Consider the following 22536-nt stretch of genomic DNA (forward strand, 5'->3'; position numbering starts at 1 on the left):
CTTTTCTCCTTGTTACTGGGCGTGCATGCGCACGTAATCGCCTTCTTGTACCTGCAGTGCTGCAGCGACCTCTGGGGCTAGAATGACTGAGCCCTCTTCTTGGTCATAAGCCGCTTTTGCTGCAGTGGCTCTAAAGTGCTCGAAAGAGGTATTAGCGATCAAAAAGTCTTTCGCGCTGGAATGTTCAGCGACGTGTACCTTCGCGCGGAACGAATGACGCACCGTTTCGATATGCTGTAAATCACACTCCACCGTTGGGCCGGCATCAAAGATGTCGACATAGTTTCGGCAGGTGAAGCCTTCTTTTTCTAACAAGCGCAACGCAGGCTTGGTGTTCTCATGCACCTTGCCAATCACCGCTTGCGCCTCTTTACTTAACAAGTTGATATAGATAGGCAGCTTAGGCATTAAATCCGCGATAAACCCCTTCTTACCAATGCCTGTGAGATAATCCGCTAAGGTAAATTCAATCGAGAAGAAGTGCTCTTGTAGCCACTTCCAGAACGGCGAGTTGCCATCATCGTCTGAGACGCCACGCATCTCAGCAAAAATCGTCTTCGAAAATCGCTCAGGGTGTTCTGCCATCATCAAGAAACGGCACTTAGACATCAGACGCCCATTCAAGCCTTGGCGAAAGCTCGGACGTAAGAACAAGGTGCAGATTTCAGAGCACCCCGTGTAGTTATTGCCAAAGGTCAGCAGCTTAACCACATTATTCACCCCTAGCTTAGGCGATGAGTGGACAACGGTACTGATGTGGTAAGAATAGAACGGTACATCCCAGCCAATTGACGCTTCAATGCCAGTACAACCGGCAACCTCACCAGTTTCACTATCGAAACCCACCATCAAATAACCTTCATCACCCGGTTCGCTCACCTCTGGCTTGCCAAAGCTGTATTCTGAATGGGTAATGCGATTAGTCAGTAACTCTTCATTGACGGGTAGAGATGTGAAGCCATGGCCAGACTCGACGGCACAGGTATGTAAGGCTTCGTAATCAGATAGACTAATTGGACGAACTACAAGCATCGATACTCCCTCCTGATGCTGTTGAACGCTTAAGGAGCGCGGTGAGAACTCTCCGCGCTCAGAGCAAGCGATAGATTTTTAGGAGACAAGACTCTCCAAAGCTTTATCAAGTCGTGCTAATCCTGCATCAACTTCTTCTTTTGTAATGACCAGCGATGGCGTGAAACGCACCACATTCGCGCCAGCCACTAATACCATTAGGCCTTGCTGACCTGCTGCGACTAGCACATCGCGTGCGCGACCTTGCCACTCTTCATTCAGTGCCGCACCGAGTAGTAGGCCTTTACCCCGTATTTCAGAAAACAGCTGGTACTTTTCGTTCAAGGCATTCAACCCATCACGGAACCAAGTTTCACGCTCTTTAACTCCAGCAAGGACTTGCGGATCACTCACAACATCCACAACCGCTTCTGCCACTGCACAAGCAAGAGGGTTGCCGCCATAAGTTGAACCATGAGTGCCGACTTTCATGTGCTCAGCAAGCTTGTCGGTGGTTAGCATCGCACCAATTGGGAAGCCGCCACCAAGAGACTTAGCCGTGCTCAAGATATCAGGAGTAATACCCAAACCTTGATACGCGTAAAAGTCACCGGTACGGCCATTGCCGGTTTGTACTTCATCGAAAATAAGCAGTGCATTGTGTTTATCACACAACTCACGCACAGCTTGAGCAAACTCTGGCGTTGGAGGAATTATGCCCCCCTCACCTTGTAGAGGCTCCATCATAATGGCACATGTTCGCTCTGACATATGGGCTTGCAACGCATCAATATCGTTGTAAGGCAGGTGAGTCACATTGCCTGGCTTCGGACCAAAGCCATCAGAATAAGAGGCTTGACCACCAACGGTGACAGTAAAGAAAGTTCGGCCATGAAAGCCCTGTTTGAAAGCGATGATCTCTGACTTATCTTCACCATAGACATCGGCGGCATAGCGGCGAGCTAGTTTCAGGGCAGCTTCGTTGGCCTCTGCGCCAGAGTTGGCAAAAAAGACTTTTTCAGCAAAGCTCACTTCGGTGAGTTTTTGCGCTAAACGCAATGCTGGCTCATTGGTCATCACGTTACTTAAATGCCACAGCTTGTTGCCTTGCTCTTGCAGCGCCTTAACCATAACCGGGTGACAATGCCCCAAGCAGCTCACAGCGATACCACCAGCAAAATCGATATATTCGTTACCTTGCTGGTCCCATACTCGTGCCCCTTCCCCTTTAACTGGAATCATCTCCATCGGGTTATAGCAAGGCACCATTACTTGATCAAAATCTTTGCGTTGTACGCTTTTTTCCACTGTCATTGCACATTCCTTTTAGAAACCGCATGCGCATTCGCTTGCGTGGCAAACCACCCTGTTTGAAACCTCACTTTAAGCATAGTCGCAATAAAGTGTGTTAGTTCAATCTAACCCTGGGGAATTATGTTTTGCATTTCGACATACGCAGCATTGTATTTACATTCAATTAACCTTTTCAATAGAGGATAATTCTGTTTTAGATTCAACCTTAAACTATAAATTCAGTTGTAAAGCATAAGTATTCATATACGGTTACATTATTATTCGTTTGGGTGCAATATGCAAACACAGTCATTGATTAATACATACACAGAATTAGTGAATAAATGATGAGTTAAGAGAAAGGAAAAATGAGACTGGTTGAAATTGCTATTAAGTAACTCGCATTTTTATTCAACTAAAAATGCATGCTAAACCACGTGTGTTCAAAAAGAGAGAAACACACTAAACCCGCGTTGCGCATAGATTTGCAGGCGCTGAAGGTGCTCGTTCAAGGAGGGATTTGTCAATAATAGTGATCGCGGTCACTTTTAGAGGCGCAAAAAGTTAGCAAGCAGCTCATGCCCTTGCTCCGTTTTGATCGACTCTGGATGGAACTGCACTGCGTGAATTGGCAACGTATGGTGCTGATAACCCATAATCTCATCAAACTCCCCTTCCTCAGTTTGTGTCCAAGCAGTCACCTCAAAGCAGCTTGGCAATGACTCTGTGCGCACCACTAAGGAGTGATAACGCGTCACCGTTAAAGGGTTGTTGAGGCCAGAAAAGACACTTTTACCAATGTGGGAAATAGGTGAGGTTTTACCATGCATAACTTGTCTCGCTCGCACCACTTCTCCCCCAAATGCCTGCGCAATCGCCTGATGCCCAAGACAGACACCAAGAATGGGCAGCTTGCCACTAAAGTGCTTAATCGCCTCGAGAGAAATCCCCGCTTCATTGGGTGTACATGGCCCCGGAGAGATAACCAGATGCGAAGGAGCCAGCGCTTCTATACCCTCAAGAGAGATTTCATCATTTCTAACCACCTTCACCTCTGCTCCCAGTTCACAAAAGTACTGGTAGAGATTGAAAGTAAAAGAGTCGTAATTATCAATGATGAGTAACATGGTGTGCTGAACTACTTTGCGAGTGATTTCAGGGCGGTATTTTCCTATCTCTCACACGAAAGGCAAGTAAAAAAGGCAGTCATTTTCATGACTGCCTTGAATATTAATAGAACGATCAGTACTTGAACCTTTCAATCTGACTAGATAGCTGACGACCTACTGAAACAAGCTGGCCGACAACCTCTTCTGCGTGACCACTGTCTTGCTCAAGCTGCTCTGAGCCTTGTTTTAGGGCTGACATATCATTACTCACCAACTGCGTCACGTTGGATTGCTCTTCACAAGCGCTTGAGATCATAATGACCATATCGTTAATACCTGTCATTTCTGCCGCAATCTGCTCTAGCGCAACACCGGTTTGCTGAGCTTGAGCCATTGTTTGATCCACCATGCCTTTGCTTGATTGCGTTACATTGAACGACGAATCAGCACGCTGCTGTAACTCTTCAATTATTGACTCAATTTCAGTGGTTGAGTCGTGTGTCTTGCTTGCCAGCGCACGCACTTCATCAGCAACAACCGCAAAGCCGCGACCACTTTCGCCCGCTCGTGCCGCTTCGATAGCCGCGTTGAGTGCCAACAAGTTAGTTTGCTCTGCGATGCCTTTGATCACATCTAGAACACTGCCGATATTGTCACTGGTTTGCTTCAGTGCTGAGACTTCTTCTGCCGTTTTCTCTAGGTTATTCACCAATAGGCCAATGTTATCGATATTGTCATCGATCGCGCGGCGACTTTGCTCTGCAACGTCACACGCCTCATTTGCTTTAGAGACCGTAGACTCAGTGCTTTTTGCGATCTCTTGCGTTGCAAGATCAAGGTGAGAAATATTGGTGGCCGAGCTGCCCGTCAGTTCCATTTGTTGACGGTTGGCAGTGCGACTACGCTCCATCATTGCCGTTACTTCTGAAGACGCTGAATCGAGAGAGTTTGAAGCCACACTCATATCTTTGATGATGGTTTGAATTGTCTCAATAAAGGCATTAAAACGCGTCGATAGCTGACCAATTTCATCTTCGCGATCAACAGGAATGCGTGAGGTTAAGTCACCACCACCCGAGGCGATGTCACCCAACACGTTATTTACACGCTGTAGTGGTTGCAAGACTAAACGCTGCAACACAACAACAGATGCGGCACCAACCAGTGAGATAGTCACCACCATGGTGATAATTGTTTGCCACATTGAGCGCTCCAACGTCTGAGCAATCATCGCATCAGATATGCCCACGTTTACCTCACCAATGGGGTTGCCTTCCCAAGCGAGTGGAATGGATAAGCTCTCAACCGCAACTTGATTGGTCGCTGTGCGCGCAAGCTCACGATTACGGTGATCAACCACCTCAACCGAGGCGATCATTTGATTACCGTTGAAAGAATCAATGATTGATTGGATCACCGCTCGGTCATAAACATAAACCGGCTCTTGCAGGATAATGCTTAACTGTTTGGTTAAGTTCTGCTTTTCAGCTGTGAACTCTTCTTTCAGGTTACCGCTGTTGACAGAGTAGAGAACCGCGGATACTAGTACCCCAACCAATACAAGAAGCACGGTTAAGAAGGTTAAAATTTTTGCAGTAATAGATTTCATTATTATTGTGCCCCTTTCAATGGGTCATACCAAAACTGAGTCGGAATGTTACGTGTCGCCGGTGAGACGCTCGGGTTTTCTAAATCGAAAATAGTACGGTCTTGCAACTTTGCTAGACGAAGCGCTTGAGCCACCTCTGTATCATCAAAGAACATGCGTTCATAAGTGCCATCTTCAAACATCTCATACAGAATCTCTTGAATATGAGTCGCAAGCTCTGGGTTGTTCTTTGCAGTAAAGAAGAAGAACGGCATCTTGTAACGCAACATCACATACTCATCTACCGTAAGGTTGTACTGCTTTTGCGCCACAATCTCAGTAAAAGGTTCAAAGACACCGCGCGGGAAGTAGTCACAACGCCCTCCTTCGAGCATTGGAAACATATTCGGGTACTTCAGACTCTGCGCAGTCTTGATCCCATTCGATTCCAAAATATCGGTATCGGGCCATGCACGCCCCTGACAAGCCGTTAAGGACTTAAGTTGATCGACACGTGTTATGCCAGCAAAGGTATTGGCTTTATCTGAACGGACAATGCCCAAACGCATACCAAGCAATCCACGATAGATAGGAAAGTAGATCGGACTCATCGTACTTTCATTGTCTAGCGATGTTGCTACATACGTAATGTGCAGATGACCACTATCCAAATCTTCAATCATCTTGGCGGTGTTTGGATCACCAGCATTACCGTAGTAATGACTTATGCTGTCGAATCGATCGCTACGATTAACAATCTCTTTAAATATCAACTGCATAAGCTTGTCTTCACCCGGTTTACCCGGAACAAGCAAAGGCTCAGCTTGTGTGGATGTCACGAATGACAGCAACAACAAACCTATTATTTTGTTCATCTTGTTTCCCCCGATAAACAATAAAATGTAACTTTTTACCGTATCGGCGCCGGACAGCAAAACTTAAACAAAAATGTAATATAGTTTCGACAAATGCATTCAATTAAAAACATTCCTTTACCAATACCTCCACAGGTAAAGAACAACTCCTATGCTCACTCTCTTACCCGCCTGCCTGTAGCTATATAACGACAAAACAAAGGACGAAAAAAAAACGCAGACCGAAGTCTGCGCTTTTACAATCAATTAAGCGGTATGGCGATTAGAACAACTCTTCCGCAACCTGGAACAGGTCATCACGCGCTGGATTCTGCATGTTCTCGATACAATCGATGATATCGTGGTGCACAAGCTGCTCTTTTTGAATACCAACACAACGACCACCTTCGCCTTCAAGCAACAGGTGTACGGCGTAGTTACCCATGCGAGATGCCAATACGCGGTCAAATGCTGTAGGACGGCCACCACGTTGAATATGGCCAAGAACCGTTGCACGAGTTTCGCGACCTGTCGCCGCTTCAATCTCTTTCGCCAACTCGTTTGCATCCATCATCAGTTCAGTAAGAGCAATGATTGCGTGCTTCTTGCCCTTCTTGATGCCATCTTGAATGTTGTTGATCAGCTTCTCTTTATCTAGGCCTGTTTCAGGAGTGATGATGTATTCACAGCCACCCGCGATAGCAGACATAAGAGTTAGGTCACCACAGTGACGACCCATGATTTCAACAATCGAGATACGTTGGTGTGATGAAGACGTGTCACGCAGGCGGTCGATGTTGTCGATAACCGTATTCAGTGCAGTTAGGTAACCAATCGTGTAGTCGGTACCTGCGATGTCGTTGTCGATTGTGCCCGGTAGACCGATACATGGGTAACCCATTTCAGTCAGTTTCTTAGCACCCATGTACGAGCCGTCACCACCCACAACTACCAGTGCGTCGATGCCATGCTCTTTTAGGTTTTCAATCGCCTTTTGGCGTACTTCTACTTCTTTAAACTCTGGGAAACGCGCAGAGCCTAGGAATGTACCGCCTTTGTTAATCACGTCTGAAACGCTTGAGCGATCCAGCTTCTTGATTCGGTTTTCATATAGGCCAAGGTAACCGTCATATACGCCGTAAACCTCTAAACCTTTTGTCAGTGCTGTACGAACCACGCCGCGAACCGCCGCGTTCATGCCTGGTGCGTCACCGCCACTTGTCAAAACACCGATCTTCTTAATCATGCTCACCCTCGATTTTTTGGGAATCTAATTTAATTTATTATGTATTCGCCAACAGCAATCCGCGCCCTCAGCGATTACGTGATCCTTTACGTAATGATTTCTATGTTACTCGGTTGCCGTCTGAATACTAGCGAGAAATTCAGTTACACCAAGTATTGTTATTTTGTTCGTAAAATTATTACTGAACTCACTCTTGAGTTCGTTGATTCATATCAGAATCGTGATTTTTTCTGCCCACAGTATAGAGTTGTTTGTAATAAAACACCTCATCCTTGCTTCTACCACCCCTTTGCTTTCTGCCCTCGCTCTGCACCAATCACAACGGAGTATGGGTCTTGGTGGATAATAATGTCAGCATCCGGGAACAAATTCAGCAACCTATCTTCAACTCGGTCTGATATTTCATGCGCCTTGATAAGCGGCATCGTATCTTCAAGCTCTAGGTGCAACTGAATAAACCGTGTAGGTCCAGATAAACGAGTCCGCACTTGGTGCACACCGAGCACTCCCTCTTCTAAACGACACGCTTGATGTATCTGTTCAATTTCACTATCAGGTAGCTTATGGTCAAGCAAGGTTTGAATCGCCTCACGTGCCATCTTATATGCGCTATATAGAATGAATACGCCGATAGCAACGGCAAAAATCGCATCCGCTTGAGTAAACCCAAACCAACTTAAACCCAACGCCAGCATAATCGCGGCGTTCATATACAGATCGGATTGATAGTGCAGAGAATCAGCGGCGATAGCCTGACTGCCAGTTTGCTTTACCACATACTGCTGAAAACGAACCAGACCGAGCGTCACGATCATCGCAAACAAGCTGACATAAACACCGAGTTCGGGGGAGTCTAGTTGATGTGGGCGGAAGAAGCGGTCGATACCACTCAAGATGAGGAAACAAGCAGAGCCAGAAATGAACATCGCTTGCGCGAGAGCGGCAAGAGATTCGGCCTTGCCGTGGCCAAAGGTATGCTCTTTATCGGCGGGCTGCAGCGCATAGCGCACCACTAGCAAGTTCACGAATGAGGCTGCGATATCAAGTAACGAGTCGATCACCGAGGCAAGCAGGCTGACCGAACCGGTCATCCACCACACAATGACCTTAATGATCAGTAGAAAGGTTGCAACGGTTGTCGCTGCATAAGCCGCCAGTGTGACAAGGCGGGCATACTCTTTTTTCATTGTCCATAAATAGGTTAAGTATCCTGGCGAAAGATTATACCCCTAAATTGGTTTCTTGTTATTAAAAAAGTGACCAATTTAACAGCGTTAAACCGGTCACTAGAGGGATTAGAGTGTTAAAAACTCATTAGCTGTCAGCTTTGGCGCGACGTTGCTGTTTCTTTTCCATCTTCGCTTTGCACTCTTGCATACGCTCTTCTTGAGCCTCGAAGAACTGCTCACGCTGCTCTGCTGTTAAGATTTGCAGCATCTCATGCTTTTTCTCCATCATCGCAACGCGGCGCTGGGTTTGTTTCTCAACCATGGTTGAGGCCAGCTCTTGTGCTTGTGCTTCATCGAATGTGTCACTGAGCATCAGTGCTTTCATTTGTGCTTTATGCGCATCACGCTGAGCTTGATTTGCTTCACGGTTCGCTTGACGCTCATCGCGCTCTGCTTTATTCGCTTCACGTAGCTCTTGTAGTTGCGTTTTTTGCTCTTCAGTTAGGTCAAGCTGCTTCATTACACCACGATCACCGCCACACTTTGCTTTGCCACCGTGTCCACCATTTGGACCACCAAAAGCCCAAGCACTTGCTGCACTTAGAGATAGCGGAAGAGCCACAGCTGCTACTAACCATTTGTTTGCTTTTTTCATCTTTGTGTCCTCATGTTTTGTTCAATTATCGCCTCTTGGCGCTTGAGTTAAGATTAGCCCCTGCTAAGTAAAGCAACGTTTAGTGAACGTAAAGAAAAGTAAATAGAGCGTAAACCTCTCAACATGGCTACGGGTTTATCAGTAAACTAAATAGGACAAGACTGACTTTAGTAGGCGAGCAAGCATGAACCACATTCTATTGATTGATGATGATATTGAACTGACATCACTCCTAACGGAAGTTCTAAGCTTTGAGGGATTTCAGGTCAGTGAAGCCAACGATGGTGAGGCTGGCCTTGCCGCGCTTGATGCGAGCGTTGATCTCATTCTTCTTGATGTCATGATGCCTAAACTCAATGGTATCGAGACCCTAAAGCAGCTAAGAGCCAACTGGGAAACGCCAGTATTAATGTTAACAGCAAAAGGCGAAGAGATTGACCGTGTCATCGGTCTTGAGCTTGGCGCTGATGACTATCTGCCTAAACCTTTTAGCGACCGTGAACTGCTTGCTCGAATCAAAGCGATTTTGCGCCGAACGAGCAAAGACGAAAATAAAAAAAGCGCCTCAAAAGACTGCAATGAATACCTTAACATCGTCACTTACCCAGGTAAGCAAGAGGCTTATATCGATGAGCAGTTGCTGGACTTAACCACTACTGAATTTGCACTACTCGACTATTTTATCCAACACCCCGGAGATGTGTTGACTAAAGAAGCCTTGAGTTTAGAAGTACTCGGCAAACGTCTCGCGGCCTTTGATCGAGCGGTTGACATGCATGTGTCTAACTTACGTAAGAAACTGGCGCAATCTGGCGAAGGTCGCACTCTGATTAAAACCCTTCGCGGACGCGGCTATATGCTGGTTGAGGGTGATTAATGAGATTACCTAAGTTCAGCAGCCTATATGGTCGTATCTTTGCCATTTTCTGGTTTACCATCATGCTGGTCGTCATCGCCGTGCTCTCATTGCCACACCTTGACCCACGTAAGGTGCGTGATCTCACGACCGAGCATGCCCAAAGATTAGATCGTTTAGCGCGCAATGTAGAAAACCACTACCGAATGACTACGGATCTCGACGTTATCATCGAAGATTTCAATCAACAGCTAAACACCTCTCGTCACCGTAAGCCTTCCCTCTATCTGGTTGATGGTGAAGGCAATATTTTGACTCAAGGTGATCGCTCTGATTACAAACGTAAGGTGTTAAAGAACTTTGTCTCAAGCACTGACCTACCGGAAAAAGCGCAGCAACGGCTTTACGGACAATGGATGCTGGCCGGCCCAGTGGAGGTTGAACTGGCAGACCAGCAGTTACAACTCTACATGGGGCTACGTTGGAACGAGCCACCACCGTATTTAATTCGCCTATTTGATAAGCCTTTCCAACTGTTGATGGTTGTCATGGCAGTCAGTACGCCACTGCTACTTTGGCTCGCTTGGGCATTGAGTCAACCTGCTCGCCGTCTAGAGCAGGCGGCAAGGCGTGTCGCCAAAGGGGAATTTGTTGAAGACCCTAAACTCGAACAGGGCACGCGAGAGTTTCGTCAAGCCGGCCAAAGTTTTAACCAGATGGTCGACGCAGTAAATGCGATGATCAGTGGTCAGCAACGCCTACTCTCTGATATTTCTCATGAGCTACGCTCCCCGTTGACACGATTACGCATGGCCTCTGCGCTTGCACAACGTAAACAAGGAGAGAGCAGTGAGTTAACGCGTATCGATACGGAAGCGCAAAGGCTTGAGCAGATGATCTCAGAGTTACTTTCCCTCTCTCGCATGCAGATGGACTCACACCTAAGTCGAGAGCAGCAGCCGTTAAGCAGTCTGTGGGAAGGACTTTTGGACGATGCCCAATTTGAAGCAGAACAGTCAGGCAAAGCACTTAACTTTAATGCTATTCCTGAGCAAAGTATCTCTGGCAACCCGAAGCTACTCATCAGTGCGGTTGAAAATGTCACACGCAATGCCATTCGCTATGCTGAACGAGTGATTCAAGTACACTTCAGTATTGAAAAGGAATCCATAGTCATCACCATCGATGATGATGGTGCTGGCGTGCCGGATGACCAACTTGACCAGATTTTCCGCCCTTTCTATCGCGTCTCGACAGCGCGTGACAGAGATTCCGGAGGAACAGGATTGGGCCTTGCAATTACTGAGAGCGCTATCCGCCAACACAATGGCAAAATCGAAGCGCAACCAAGCCCACTTGGCGGCTTACGCGTTATCATCTCATTGCCACTTGGCTAGCTCTCTTGCAGCGAAATTGCTGACAATGCTATTCTTCGACCACTCTTGGGGTAACGAACGCCGTTACCCCTACCACTTTTTACAATAAGTCGACTGATATGTTTGATATTGCTCTATACGAACCTGAGATCGCTCCGAACACGGGGAACATCATCCGTTTATGTGCCAACTGCGGAGCGAACCTGCACCTTATTGAACCGCTTGGCTTTGATCTTGAAGAGAAGAAAGTGCGCCGTGCGGGTCTTGATTATCATGACCTTGCCCGCGTGACTCGCCACAAAAACCTCCAAGCATTTCTCGACTTTTTAGACGCTCGCGATAGTGATTACCGCCTATTTGCCTGCACGACGAAAACCACGGGTCATCATGTTGACCCTAGCTATCGCCAAGGTGATGTGTTGCTGTTTGGTCCAGAAACGCGCGGCTTGCCTGCTGAGGTGATTGAAAGCTTACCAATGGAACAACGTATCCGTATTCCAATGATGCCAGATGCACGTAGCTTAAACCTCTCCAACGCGGCGGCTATCATTGCTTTTGAAGCTTGGAGACAGATGGGATTTGAAGGTGCAGTATAGCGCCTTAATCAGCGCCTAAAGCGATGGTGTCGACAAAAACAAAAAGGCCGCACTCAACTCAGAGTGCGGCCTTTATTCATCTTAACAGCTTAAGATTTCGTCCGATCAGTTTAAACGGTTGTTGTTGTTCTGATCGTCATCTTTGTTTTCATACTCTCCCTCAAACGTGTTGCCCTGTTGGTCTTGGTCACGCTCGAATGGGTTGTGTTGTGAAAACGGGTCTTGACCAAAGCCACCACTAAAGCCGCCTGACTGGAAACCGCCCGCTTGATTGACCACCATTTTTGTCATCAAGAACTTCGCTAGAGCTGCTCGCGGCGCTGGCAGTAGAACAATCATGCCCATTGCATCGGTCATAAAGCCGGGAGTGAGTAGCAATACGCCACATACTGCCAACATCACCCCTTCCAGTATCTGCTGAGCAGGTAACTCACCTTGCTCTAAACGTGATTGCACCGATAGCAGGGTTTGAATGCCCTGTGAACGAACTAATGATGCACCAATGATGGCCGTCAGCAGCACCAAAGCGATTGTTGGCCACATACCAATCACACCACCTACTTGCACAAATAAGGCAATCTCAATGATCGGTACAAAAATAAACGCTATCAATAAAATGGGAAACACACTTTTCTCCTAATTAACCCTTTCAGTGTAAGACACTTTGTTGGCCTTAGTGGGTTATTGTCTTTGTCAGCTCCCTATAGACTCTGGGCACCGACTACAATTATCAAGTCTTTGTGCACTAAAATGACCGAAAAGCCACTATTTCGTTACGCTTTTTAGTGTTATGCAACAAAATAACAGTACCCAGCAAAATTAGCGGTAAAAAAGTGATCAAAATTACTATTTTTAACTGTTGGTTTCAGTATCATTAGCGGGCGAAAGTCGAGGACTGATTTTCAGCCACTTATTCTGCCGAAGGGATTCAATAAACGCAGAGTTGGCTAACAATAATTATATTTGTTAGAACAATTATCTGAGGATCCCGGACATGGCCAAGACAAACACTTGCAATAACCAAGCTCAACTAGCCACCCGTGTCGAAGAAGATCTACTGGGACAGCGCCATGTCCCTGCTGATGCTTACTATGGCATTCACACCCTACGTGCAATTGAAAACTTCAATATCTCGAACGTCACCATCTCTGACGTGCCTGAGTTTGTCAAAGGCATGGTCATGACCAAAAAAGCGGCGACACTAGCTAACAAAGAGCTTGGTGTTATCCCAAAAGAGGTCGCTAACCATATTATCCAAGCTTGTGATGTGATTCTTGAGACAGGCAAATGCATGGATCAGTTCCCATCAGACGTATTTCAAGGTGGTGCTGGCACATCAGTAAACATGAACACCAACGAGGTGATTGCCAACGTCGCACTTGAGCTAATGGGCGAAGAAAAAGGTCGCTATGACCTCATCAACCCAAATGATCATGTCAACAAGAGCCAATCAACCAACTGTGCTTACCCTACTGGTTTCCGTATTGCGGTATTCAACAGTATTCGCCAAGTCATTGAAGCGATTGAATACCTTAAAGGCGCATTCGATGCCAAGAGCGATGAATTCAAATCGATTCTAAAAATGGGTCGAACCCAGCTTCAAGACGCCGTGCCTATGACGGTCGGTCAAGAGTTCCACGCTTGGTCTGTGACACTTAACGAAGAAATCAAAAACCTTGATTACACCTCAAAGCTACTGCTTGAAGTGAACTTAGGTGCGACTGCCATTGGAACCGGTTTAAATGCAGCGCAAGGCTATCAAGAGCTGGCAGTAAAACACCTTGCTCAAGTCACTGGCCATGATGTAGTGGCAGCGGAAGATTTGATTGAAGCGACCTCTGACTGCGGTGCATACGTAATGACTCATGGTGCTCTGAAACGCCTAGCGGTCAAGCTGTCTAAGATCTGTAATGACTTGCGCCTGCTCTCTTCTGGTCCTCGCGCTGGTTTTAATGAATTAAACCTCCCTGAGCTACAAGCGGGCTCGTCTATCATGCCTGCGAAAGTAAACCCGGTTGTACCTGAAGTGGTGAATCAGGTGTGCTTTAAAGTCATGGGCAACGACAACACCATTTCAATCGCAGCGGAAGGCGGTCAGTTACAACTTAATGTGATGGAGCCAGTCATCGCACAAAGCATGTTCGAATCACTCTCTATCCTGACTAATGCCTGTATTAATCTACGCGACAAGTGCGTCAGTGGCATTACGGTGAATAAAGAAGTGTGTGAGAACTACGTTTACAACTCTATCGGTATCGTTACTTATCTCAATCCATACATCGGTCATCACGAGGGTGACATTGTGGGTAAGATCTGTGCAGAAACCGGCAAGAGCGTGCGTGAAGTCGTTCTTGAACGTGGCTTACTGACGGCTGAAGAGCTTGACGACATTCTGTCTGTTGAGAACTTCATGCAGCCTACATACAAAGCCAAGCGTTACGAGTAAACCATTTAACAGGCTTCCCAATGGAGGCCTGTTTTATTCCCCGCGGGCTCAACTCTAGCCGTTTAGAGTGAGGGACTGCGGTATAAAAATATAAAAAGAAGCAACTTAGCTCAACCTACAAAAATGAAATAACACAACACAGGAGTTAAACATGTTTTTTATTGAGTTTGCCGTGGTACTGATATGTATCTTAATCGGTGCTCGTATTGGTGGTATCGGCCTTGGCGTTATGGGCGGTGTCGGTCTTGCGGTTTTGACCTTCGGTTTTGGTCTAGAACCTTCAAGCCCGCCAATCGACGTTATGCTGATGATCATGGCGGTGGTTGCAGCGGCAGCAGCAATGCAAGCGTCTGGCGGCTTGAACTACATGATCAAGATTGCTTCTAAAATCTTGCGCAAGAATCCAAAGCACATCACTTTTATCGCACCTCTAGTGACTTACTGCTTCACCATTATGGCGGGTACTGGTCACGTTGCTTACTCAGTTCTTCCTGTTATCGCAGAAGTGAGTCGTCGCAGCGGTGTTCGTCCTGAACGTCCACTAGGTATGGCAGTCATCGCTTCTCAGTTTGGTATCGTAGCAAGCCCGATCGCAGCAGCCGTTGTTGCATTGGTGGCGTTCCTTGAACCACAAGGTATTACACTAGGTACTGTACTGGCCGTGACCATTCCAGCCACTTTCTTTGGTCTAGCAACGGCATGTACGATCGTTAATAAGCTAGGTAAAGAGCTGACAGACGATCCTGAGTACCAACGTCGCCTGCAAGACCCACACTACCGCGCAGAGATGGAAGGTTCGGATACGCAAGACCCTGCTGAAATCGAGGTAACACCAACGGCGAAAAAATCGGTTGGCCTTTTCCTATTCGGCTCTCTTATCGTGGTACTTATGGGCGCATTCCCATCACTTCGCCCAGCATTTGATGGCGTAGCAATGGGTATGGCACACACGATTGAGATTGTGATGCTGACGGTTGCAGCACTGATCATTCTAATCTGTAAGCCAGACGGCATGGATATCACACAAGGTTCTGTGTTCCATGCGGGTATGCGTGCGATTGTCGCTATCTTTGGTATTGCATGGCTTGGTAACACGCTAGTTGCAGGTCACGGCGATCTGGTAAAAGAGACGGTTTCAGGTCTTGTTGAGTTTGCACCGTGGACATTTGCTTTTGCTCTATTCGTGCTCTCTGTCATGGTTAACAGCCAAGGCGCTACGACTGCGGTATTGGTTCCTGTTGCGATCACTATCGGTCTACCACCAGAAATCATCATTGCCACGTTTGTCGCAGTGAACGGTTACTTCTTTATTCCAAACTACGGCCCAATCATCGCTTCTATCGACTTTGATACAACGGGTACCACCAAGATTGGCAAGTACATCTTCAACCACAGCTTTATGGCTCCGGGTCTACTGAGTATGTTCTTTAGTATTCTCTACGGCCTGCTGCTAGCAAACATGTTTGTATAAACGCATTTGCTCTCACTTCAACACCCGCCTATCTGGCGGGTGTTTTATTTTCGCCATTTGAAACTAAATCCTTCTTCGCACGGTCTGATGAGTTAATATACAACTATCTCAACTCAGCAGTCGGATAATATGCGCGTTATATTTTCTCTTTTTGTTCTTCTTGTTAGCTTTGCTAGCACCCCTGCTTGGGCCCTTTTCTCTAACAATAGCTCACAAGAGTTGAGCTTTGGCCAGAGCGACAACCGCTTTGTACCTGTCGATGAGGCATTTCCTTTTAATGCGCTTCAACAAGACAATCGCGTCTTTATCGATTGGCAGGTCAAAGAAGGCTATTACCTCTATCAAGAGCGCATGAATATTTCGGTAGACAATGCCTCTCTTGAGCCCTACCAACTGACTGCGGGTGAGCCATATCATGATGAGTTTTTTGGTGATGTGAATATCTACACAACACCATTGTACCTAGAGCTGAGCCTAGCCGACTACCAACCAGGGGCACAACTGTTTGTTCAGTATCAAGGCTGTGCTAAATCTGGATTTTGCTACCCACCAGAAACTCGTGTTATCGAACTGACAGAGTTTACTAATGCCTCGCAAACCCAAGCGAGTTCACCTGAGCAAGTGCCAGCACCGACTCAAGACGCAGAGTCAGCAGCACTCAATGATTTTTCAGCGCCAGTCAGCCAATCTGAAAACCTAGCTAGCACACTAGGTGATAACTGGTGGACACCCGCACTCTTCCTACTGCTAGGTGTTGGTTTAGCCTTCACGCCTTGCGTACTGCCAATGTATCCCATCCTAACCAGTATCGTGCTTGGCCAAGGCAAGATCTCTGCGAAGAAAGCCCTAGGGCTCTCATTTGTCTACGTGCAAGGCATGGCCCTGACTTATACTTTACTCGGCTTAGTCGTCGCTTCTGCTGGCATGCAGTTTCAAGCCGCGATGCAACACCCAGCGGTACTCATTACGCTAAGTGCTGTGTTTGTAGCTCTGTCGCTTTCAATGTTTGGAGTTTACACTTTGCAACTACCAGCGAGTGTTCAGACATGGCTCAATAACCTCAGCAACAAGCAGCAAGGTGGCAATATTTTTGGGGTATTTGCGATGGGAGCGATTTCTGGCTTGGTTTGCTCACCATGCACCACAGCGCCATTGTCTGGCGCGCTGCTCTATGTGGCACAAAGTGGCGACTTGCTGACTGGAGCGACTGCGCTCTACGCCTTAGCGCTTGGAATGGGTACCCCACTGATTTTAGTCGCCGTGTTTGGCAATAAATTGCTGCCGAAAGCAGGAGAGTGGATGGATACGGTTAAGGTCATGTTTGGCTTTATCTTGCTTGCTGCACCGCTATTCTTATTAGAGCGTATCTTACCGAGTGTTTGGGCATCTGTGTTGTGGACATTGCTCGGCATTGGCGCATTTGGCTGGTTATATCACATCAAAAACAAACTTCCTTTTGGGAGTTGGAAGCAAAGCTTGGTCGGGGTTGTGGCTGTGCTCGGGTTGATTGCCTCGTTACAACCCGCGCTCAATCATTGGTTTGGTTCATCGATGGGCAACACTTCAGCTCAGGTTGAGTTTATTCAAATCGAAACCGTTGAAGATCTTGAGCATCAACTGGCCCTCGCTCAGCAAAATAACCAACCTGTGATGCTAGACTTCTATGCTGACTGGTGCGTTGCGTGTAAAGAGTTTGAAAAATACACATTTCATGAAACCCAAGTTGAGCAAGAGCTTCAGAAATTTGTACTACTACAAGCGGATGTGACACGAAATCGTGCACAAGACATCGCCTTGCTACAACATCTGCAAGTATTAGGTTTACCCACCATTGACTTCTGGAACGGTCAAGGTGAGCGCATCTCCAACGTACGTGTCACTGGCTTTATGGCCGCTGAGCCTTTCCTGACACATTTGCAGCGTGTTTCTCAAAGCGAACAATAAAACCCGATAGAGTTCAGACTTTCAGTGGACAGGCATTGTCCACTGAGCATTTCATGTCAATAATTGAATAAGGTTCAATAGGTAATCTACATGGAGTGTCATGGACTCGACGTACACCATCATCATTGCCGATGATCACCCCCTATTTCGTAACGCCCTATTCCAATCCATTCATATGGCGATTGGCGGTACTTCTCTGCTTGAAGCCGACTCATTGGCCGCTCTGTTGAGCCTGTTAGAAAAAGATCCCGAACCCGACCTGCTTCTGCTTGATCTCAAAATGCCCGGAGCGAATGGGATGTCTGGATTGATCCAGCTGCGCGCTGAATATCCAGAGCTGCCGATTGTTGTGGTTTCTGCCAGCGAAGAGCCTGCCGTGGTCACGCAAGTGAAAAGCCACGGCGCTTATGGCTTTATTCCGAAATCAAGCGATATGAAAACCCTGGTTGCCGCGCTTAACCAAGTGCTTGAAGGGGAGCCCTACTTTCCTGCAGAGCTTATCTCTGATGAAGCCGCATGCAGTGATTTGGCACAAAAGATTTCCACCCTTACCCCTCAGCAATACAAGGTGTTAGGCATGCTGTCTGACGGCCTACTCAATAAGCAGATCGCGTATGAGTTGAATGTGTCAGAGGCGACAATAAAGGCTCATATGACGGCGATATTCAGAAAGCTGGATGTGAAGAACCGCACTCAAGCCGTCATTTTGCTACAAGAGATGCAGACATAAAAAAAAGCGCTTGCTCAAATCAATGAGCAAGCGCTTTTAATAAGAAACCAATGGGTTATATCGTCTCTAGCTGCGACTCTGACTCTGGCAGCCCTAAGCCGACCTTAGTCACTTTGTGCTCATGCACATCAGCAACAACCCAGTGTAGCCCTTGCCACTCAAAGCTATCACCAAGCACGGGATAAGCGCTCAGTTCACTCTCCACCAGCTCTTTCAGGGTTAATTGCCCTTCAAGCTCTGACACTTCAACACCGTAGTAGCATGTAACGTCTTTTACCAAGCTATCGACATCCAAAAAGAAATCACCAAAGAAACGTGGAGCCGCCTCTTCTTCCGGAGCTTCACTAAACAGTAAGCTCAGTGCATCGAGATCTTTGTCTTGCCCAAGAACGCACAACGTATCGTTGGCTTCTAGCACGGTACTACCTGATGGGTGGAGTAACTTCTCACCACGGAACACCGCTGTAATGCGTGTTCCCTCCGGCATTGCCAAGCGCTTAAGCGGCTCACCAATACACCACTTCTCTTCTTTCAAACGATAAACAAACATCTCCCACTCACTTGCGCGAAAGATCTCAATTCCGGTGCGTGAAATAGGAGTGGGCTTTGGTGGAAGCGTCACATCCGCCATGCGTGCCGCTTTCATTAAGCTCCCCCCTTGAACTAAGAGAGAAACCATTACCACAAAGAAGGCAATGTTGAAGTAGAGCTGCGCATTCTCAAGCCCCGCCATCATCGGGAACACGGCAAGAATGATAGGCACCGCACCTCGAAGGCCAACCCAAGAGATAAACTTTCGCTCTTTAGTGGTAAAACTCTTAAATGGCAGCAGACCAATCCACACGGCAATCGGGCGCGCAAAAAAGATCATACCAAATGCGAGCGCGAGTCCCGGCAGCATAATGTCGATAAGGGTTGATGGTGTCACCAATAAACCCAGAACCAAGAACATGGCAATTTGGCTCATCCAGGTCATGCCATCCAACACGTTTAAAATTGAGTGACGGAAGCTGGTCGGCTTATTGCCAATCAAAAGCCCCGCAAGGTAGATAGAAAGAATGCCGCTGCCGCCCAGTTTATTGGATAACGCAAACAGCGCCACACCGCCGCCAATAACCAATACAGAATATAGCCCTTCATGAAGCTCGACACGATTAACTAGCGACCACAGCAGCCAACCACCACCAAGACCAATTAGCGCCCCGACACCAAACTGCATGCCAAAGCTAGTCAATAGGAAAGAGACCCCCATATCCGCTTCAGGGTTAGCAAGAATAGCAATGAGCGTCACGGTAAGAAAAACAGCCATCGGATCATTGGTGCCAGATTCGATCTCAAGCGTTGAACCTACACGCTCATTCAAACTCTGCCCCTTCAGCATAGAGAAGACCGCAGCAGCATCGGTTGAACCAACAATAGCCCCAACCAAAATGCCTTGCAGCAGAGAGAGGTCAAACAACCAAGCGGCCATCAGCCCGGTCAATGTGGAAGTTAATGCAACGCCGATAGTGGCCAACGAGAGTGAAGGCCAAAACGCGACTCTAAAGCTCGAAACTTTCGTTCGCATGCCGCCATCGAGCAGAATAATCGCCAGAGCTAAATTACTGATGAGATACGTTAGTGAGTAATCGTTAAAAGCAATACGTCCGGGGCCATCCTCTCCCGCAAGCATACCGACGACAAGAAAGATCAGTAGGATCGGCACACCTAACTTTGACGATGCACGGCTCAGCAGTACGCTGAGAACGATGAGAATCGCCCCAGTTAGAAAAAGGCTATCGATCATATTTGCGTCCAAGTGGTTCCTCCTACTGCAACAAAAAATAGAATAAAATTATAACAAACCAATTTTAATAACTCTTTGCTATATCCTAAAATGACACATCCCTTAACATTTCTTATCACTCACGCTCTAAGTCACGTAATTCATAGGGTTATAGACATTAGACCTTTGGCTAATTTAACACCTTTTCTACAAACAATATTGCCCTTTTTACAACAAAATCTCGCCCATTCTCACTCTACATTCACCATTTTTGCCGACTAAAGTTGAACAGAGAAGCACGAATTACCTTGCTATGTTAGTTCTTGAAACATTTCATTAACAACACATCGTAAGGAGACGGCAATGGCATTTGAAAGTCAGGAACGCGCCAAAGCCTATTGGGATAAAAACGTTAAATTGATGATCAGTCTAATGGTGGTCTGGTTCGTCGTATCGTTTGGGTGCGGGATTTTATTTGTTGATGTCCTTAACCAATTCCAAATCGGAGGCTACAAACTGGGCTTCTGGTTCGCACAGCAAGGCTCTATCTATACCTTCCTTGTCATCATTTTTTATTATGCGTGGAAAATGCGTCAGCTTGACCGCGAATTTGGCGTTGATGAGTAAGGAGTATCTCAGATGGACTTGAAAACAATTACCTACATTGTGGTAGGTGCTACGTTCCTTCTCTATATCGGTATTGCGATCTGGGCTAGAGCAGGGTCTACCAAAGAGTTTTATGTGGCTGGCGGCGGTGTAAACCCTATCGCTAACGGCATGGCAACCGCCGCTGACTGGATGTCGGCTGCATCATTTATTTCTATGGCGGGTCTTATTGCCTTTATGGGATACGGCGGCTCGGTATTCCTAATGGGCTGGACCGGTGGCTATGTGCTGCTCGCACTGCTGCTTGCACCCTACCTACGCAAATTTGGCAAATTTACCGTTCCAGAGTTTGTTGGCGAACGCTTCTACTCTAAAGCTGCCCGTATTGTGGCGGTTGTGTGTTTGATCATCGCCTCTGTCACCTATGTTATCGGTCAGATGAAAGGGGTTGGCGTTGCGTTTGGTCGCTTCTTAGAGGTGGATTACGCGACCGGGCTTGGCATCGGGATGTGTATCGTCTTTATCTATGCCGTTATGGGCGGTATGAAAGGGATTACCTACACGCAGATTGCTCAATATTGTGTCCTCATTCTTGCTTACACTATCCCTGCAATATTTATCTCTCTGCAACTAACAGGACACCCACTCCCACAAATCGGCTTAGGTAGCACAATGGCCGGTACCGATGTCTATCTGCTTGATAGGCTCGACCAGGTGGTCACAGAGCTTGGGTTTACCGAATACACCACTGCGGTGCGGGGCGACACCCTCAATATGTTCGTGTACACCATGTCATTAATGATCGGTACAGCCGGTTTGCCACACGTAATTATCCGCTTCTTCACCGTACCAAAAGTGCGAGATGCAAGAACGTCTGCAGGTTGGGCATTAGTGTTTATTGCGATCCTTTACACAACTGCGCCAGCAGTAGCTGCTATGGCTCGCCTCAACTTGATGGACACCGTAAACCCAGCCCAAGGTCAGCACCTTGTTTATGATGAACGCCCTGCATGGTTTAAAAACTGGGAAAAAACCGGATTGCTTGGCTTTGATGATAAGAATGGCGATGGACAGATTCAGTACACCTCTGATGCTGCGACCAATGAGCTGAAAGTGGATCGCGATATCATGGTGCTGGCAAACCCTGAAATTGCAAAACTGCCAAATTGGGTGATTGCACTGGTAGCAGCGGGTGGTCTAGCGGCCGCACTCTCAACCGCAGCCGGTCTACTATTGGCTATCTCCTCAGCGATATCGCATGACTTAATCAAGGGGGTGATTAACCCCAATATCTCAGAGAAGAAAGAACTGCTCGCCAGTCGAATATCGATGGCCGTGGCCATCGGGGTCGCAGGGTATCTCGGGCTCAATCCACCAGGCTTTGCCGCTGGTACGGTTGCCCTCGCCTTTGGCCTGGCTGCCTCATCAATATTCCCGGCCTTGATGATGGGTATCTTCAGCAAAACCATCAATAAAGAGGGAGCGATTGCCGGTATGATCGCGGGTATCAGCGTCACCTTGTTCTATGTGTTCCAACATAAAGGCGTGCTGTTTATCTCTGATTGGACCTATCTAGAAAGCTGGGGCAGCAACTGGTTCCTAGGTATTGAGCCAAATGCCTTCGGTGCAATTGGTGCTCTGTTCAACTTCATCGTAGCGTTTGCCGTCTCGAGAGTCACCGCAGAGACACCGCAAGAAGTGAAAGATCTGGTTGAACACGTTCGCGTACCAGCTGGCGCTGGTGAAGCAACGTCTCACTAAACTCTGCCTTGAGTGCACAAAAGCCCCTACGGGGGCTTTTCTTCTCTCACCAATGCGTTA

General features: G+C 47.2%; 19 protein-coding genes. 9 read left to right on the top strand and 10 right to left on the bottom strand.

Annotated elements, in window-relative coordinates; genetic code table 11:
- Positions 1–12: 12 nt before the first annotated feature.
- From astA to QWZ05_RS11600, 8 genes are all read right to left on the bottom strand, one after another.
- Entirely contained in the window at positions 13–1032 is a 1020-nt protein-coding gene (gene astA, locus QWZ05_RS11565) for an arginine N-succinyltransferase (protein WP_264874228.1), read from the bottom strand.
- Between the two features lie 78 nt (positions 1033–1110).
- Entirely contained in the window at positions 1111–2325 is a 1215-nt protein-coding gene (locus QWZ05_RS11570; RefSeq protein WP_264874229.1) for an aspartate aminotransferase family protein, read from the bottom strand.
- A 527-nt stretch (positions 2326–2852) separates the two neighbouring features.
- Positions 2853–3431: an aminodeoxychorismate/anthranilate synthase component II gene (locus QWZ05_RS11575; protein ID WP_289962514.1), complete on the bottom strand. Its 579-nt coding sequence runs from the start codon at positions 3429–3431 to the stop codon at positions 2853–2855.
- A gap of 115 nt (positions 3432–3546) precedes the next feature.
- Positions 3547–5022 (bottom strand): methyl-accepting chemotaxis protein, encoded by a 1476-nt coding sequence (locus tag QWZ05_RS11580; protein WP_290298490.1) that lies wholly within the window; start codon positions 5020–5022, stop codon positions 3547–3549.
- A 2-nt stretch (positions 5023–5024) separates the two neighbouring features.
- Positions 5025–5876 carry a type 2 periplasmic-binding domain-containing protein gene (locus QWZ05_RS11585; RefSeq protein WP_290298492.1) on the bottom strand — a complete coding sequence of 284 codons (852 nt, stop codon included), beginning with the start codon at positions 5874–5876 and terminating at the stop codon, positions 5025–5027.
- Positions 5877–6138: 262 nt separating this feature from the next.
- Positions 6139–7101 carry a 6-phosphofructokinase gene (pfkA, locus tag QWZ05_RS11590; protein WP_264874234.1) on the bottom strand — a complete coding sequence of 321 codons (963 nt, stop codon included), beginning with the start codon at positions 7099–7101 and terminating at the stop codon, positions 6139–6141.
- A gap of 278 nt (positions 7102–7379) precedes the next feature.
- Positions 7380–8288 carry a CDF family cation-efflux transporter FieF gene (gene fieF, locus QWZ05_RS11595; RefSeq protein ID WP_264874236.1) on the bottom strand — a complete coding sequence of 303 codons (909 nt, stop codon included), beginning with the start codon at positions 8286–8288 and terminating at the stop codon, positions 7380–7382.
- Between the two features lie 127 nt (positions 8289–8415).
- Positions 8416–8925: a CpxP family protein gene (locus QWZ05_RS11600; RefSeq protein ID WP_264874237.1), complete on the bottom strand. Its 510-nt coding sequence runs from the start codon at positions 8923–8925 to the stop codon at positions 8416–8418.
- Between the two features lie 184 nt (positions 8926–9109).
- Here QWZ05_RS11600 and QWZ05_RS11605 point away from each other — a divergent pair, with 184 nt between their 5' ends.
- The 3 genes from QWZ05_RS11605 to QWZ05_RS11615 all read left to right on the top strand — a co-directional run bounded on the left by QWZ05_RS11605 (position 9110) and on the right by QWZ05_RS11615 (position 11753).
- Entirely contained in the window at positions 9110–9802 is a 693-nt protein-coding gene (locus QWZ05_RS11605; RefSeq protein WP_264874239.1) for a response regulator, read from the top strand.
- Complete coding sequence (gene cpxA / locus QWZ05_RS11610; RefSeq protein ID WP_264874241.1) at positions 9802–11178, top strand: envelope stress sensor histidine kinase CpxA; 1377 nt, start codon at positions 9802–9804, stop codon at positions 11176–11178. Before QWZ05_RS11605 ends, cpxA begins: the two co-directional genes overlap by 1 nt.
- A gap of 98 nt (positions 11179–11276) precedes the next feature.
- Entirely contained in the window at positions 11277–11753 is a 477-nt protein-coding gene (locus QWZ05_RS11615; RefSeq protein ID WP_290298498.1) for a tRNA (cytidine(34)-2'-O)-methyltransferase, read from the top strand.
- 105 nt (positions 11754–11858) lie between these two features.
- Here QWZ05_RS11615 and QWZ05_RS11620 read toward each other — a convergent pair whose 3' ends face one another.
- Positions 11859–12380 carry an FxsA family protein gene (locus QWZ05_RS11620; protein ID WP_264874244.1) on the bottom strand — a complete coding sequence of 174 codons (522 nt, stop codon included), beginning with the start codon at positions 12378–12380 and terminating at the stop codon, positions 11859–11861.
- Positions 12381–12747: 367 nt separating this feature from the next.
- On the opposite strand from QWZ05_RS11620, the gene aspA reads away from it, so the two are divergent.
- The 4 genes from aspA (at position 12748) to QWZ05_RS11640 (ending at position 18344) form a co-directional block, all read left to right on the top strand.
- Positions 12748–14199 carry an aspartate ammonia-lyase gene (gene aspA, locus QWZ05_RS11625; RefSeq protein WP_290298501.1) on the top strand — a complete coding sequence of 484 codons (1452 nt, stop codon included), beginning with the start codon at positions 12748–12750 and terminating at the stop codon, positions 14197–14199.
- A 151-nt stretch (positions 14200–14350) separates the two neighbouring features.
- Positions 14351–15670: an anaerobic C4-dicarboxylate transporter family protein gene (locus QWZ05_RS11630; RefSeq protein WP_290298503.1), complete on the top strand. Its 1320-nt coding sequence runs from the start codon at positions 14351–14353 to the stop codon at positions 15668–15670.
- Between the two features lie 129 nt (positions 15671–15799).
- The gene (locus tag QWZ05_RS11635) at positions 15800–17614 is read left to right on the top strand and encodes a protein-disulfide reductase DsbD (protein ID WP_290298505.1); all 1815 of its coding nucleotides are present in this window, start codon (positions 15800–15802) and stop codon (positions 17612–17614) included.
- A gap of 100 nt (positions 17615–17714) precedes the next feature.
- Complete coding sequence (locus tag QWZ05_RS11640) at positions 17715–18344, top strand: response regulator (protein WP_290298507.1); 630 nt, start codon at positions 17715–17717, stop codon at positions 18342–18344.
- A gap of 55 nt (positions 18345–18399) precedes the next feature.
- On the opposite strand, the gene QWZ05_RS11645 is transcribed toward QWZ05_RS11640, so the two are convergent.
- Complete coding sequence (locus QWZ05_RS11645; RefSeq protein WP_290298509.1) at positions 18400–20142, bottom strand: potassium/proton antiporter; 1743 nt, start codon at positions 20140–20142, stop codon at positions 18400–18402.
- A 330-nt stretch (positions 20143–20472) separates the two neighbouring features.
- On the opposite strand from QWZ05_RS11645, the gene QWZ05_RS11650 reads away from it, so the two are divergent.
- Positions 20473–20736, top strand: a complete 264-nt coding sequence (locus QWZ05_RS11650; protein WP_264874255.1) for a DUF4212 domain-containing protein — start codon at positions 20473–20475, stop codon at positions 20734–20736.
- A 12-nt stretch (positions 20737–20748) separates the two neighbouring features.
- The gene (locus QWZ05_RS11655) at positions 20749–22476 is read left to right on the top strand and encodes a sodium:solute symporter family protein (protein WP_290298511.1); all 1728 of its coding nucleotides are present in this window, start codon (positions 20749–20751) and stop codon (positions 22474–22476) included.
- Positions 22477–22536: the final 60 nt, after the last annotated feature.

The organism is Vibrio agarivorans, assembly GCF_030409635.1.
In the GTDB taxonomy this organism is placed as follows: Bacteria; Pseudomonadota; Gammaproteobacteria; order Enterobacterales; family Vibrionaceae; genus Vibrio; species Vibrio agarivorans.

What these genes read in the sequence shown, in the direction of transcription:
- astA (WP_264874228.1), bottom strand. Translation starts at nt 1,032, where the DNA reads ATGCTTGTAGTTCGTCCAATTAGTCTATCTGATTACGAAGCCTTACAT.
- QWZ05_RS11570 (WP_264874229.1), bottom strand. Translation starts at nt 2,325, where the DNA reads ATGACAGTGGAAAAAAGCGTACAACGCAAAGATTTTGATCAAGTAATG.
- QWZ05_RS11575 (WP_289962514.1), bottom strand. Translation starts at nt 3,431, where the DNA reads ATGTTACTCATCATTGATAATTACGACTCTTTTACTTTCAATCTCTAC.
- QWZ05_RS11580 (WP_290298490.1), bottom strand. Translation starts at nt 5,022, where the DNA reads ATGAAATCTATTACTGCAAAAATTTTAACCTTCTTAACCGTGCTTCTT.
- QWZ05_RS11585 (WP_290298492.1), bottom strand. Translation starts at nt 5,876, where the DNA reads ATGAACAAAATAATAGGTTTGTTGTTGCTGTCATTCGTGACATCCACA.
- pfkA (WP_264874234.1), bottom strand. Translation starts at nt 7,101, where the DNA reads ATGATTAAGAAGATCGGTGTTTTGACAAGTGGCGGTGACGCACCAGGC.
- fieF (WP_264874236.1), bottom strand. Translation starts at nt 8,288, where the DNA reads ATGAAAAAAGAGTATGCCCGCCTTGTCACACTGGCGGCTTATGCAGCG.
- QWZ05_RS11600 (WP_264874237.1), bottom strand. Translation starts at nt 8,925, where the DNA reads ATGAAAAAAGCAAACAAATGGTTAGTAGCAGCTGTGGCTCTTCCGCTA.
- QWZ05_RS11605 (WP_264874239.1), top strand. Translation starts at nt 9,110, where the DNA reads ATGAACCACATTCTATTGATTGATGATGATATTGAACTGACATCACTC.
- cpxA (WP_264874241.1), top strand. Translation starts at nt 9,802, where the DNA reads ATGAGATTACCTAAGTTCAGCAGCCTATATGGTCGTATCTTTGCCATT.
- QWZ05_RS11615 (WP_290298498.1), top strand. Translation starts at nt 11,277, where the DNA reads ATGTTTGATATTGCTCTATACGAACCTGAGATCGCTCCGAACACGGGG.
- aspA (WP_290298501.1), top strand. Translation starts at nt 12,748, where the DNA reads ATGGCCAAGACAAACACTTGCAATAACCAAGCTCAACTAGCCACCCGT.
- QWZ05_RS11630 (WP_290298503.1), top strand. Translation starts at nt 14,351, where the DNA reads ATGTTTTTTATTGAGTTTGCCGTGGTACTGATATGTATCTTAATCGGT.
- QWZ05_RS11635 (WP_290298505.1), top strand. Translation starts at nt 15,800, where the DNA reads ATGCGCGTTATATTTTCTCTTTTTGTTCTTCTTGTTAGCTTTGCTAGC.
- QWZ05_RS11640 (WP_290298507.1), top strand. Translation starts at nt 17,715, where the DNA reads ATGGACTCGACGTACACCATCATCATTGCCGATGATCACCCCCTATTT.
- QWZ05_RS11650 (WP_264874255.1), top strand. Translation starts at nt 20,473, where the DNA reads ATGGCATTTGAAAGTCAGGAACGCGCCAAAGCCTATTGGGATAAAAAC.
- QWZ05_RS11655 (WP_290298511.1), top strand. Translation starts at nt 20,749, where the DNA reads ATGGACTTGAAAACAATTACCTACATTGTGGTAGGTGCTACGTTCCTT.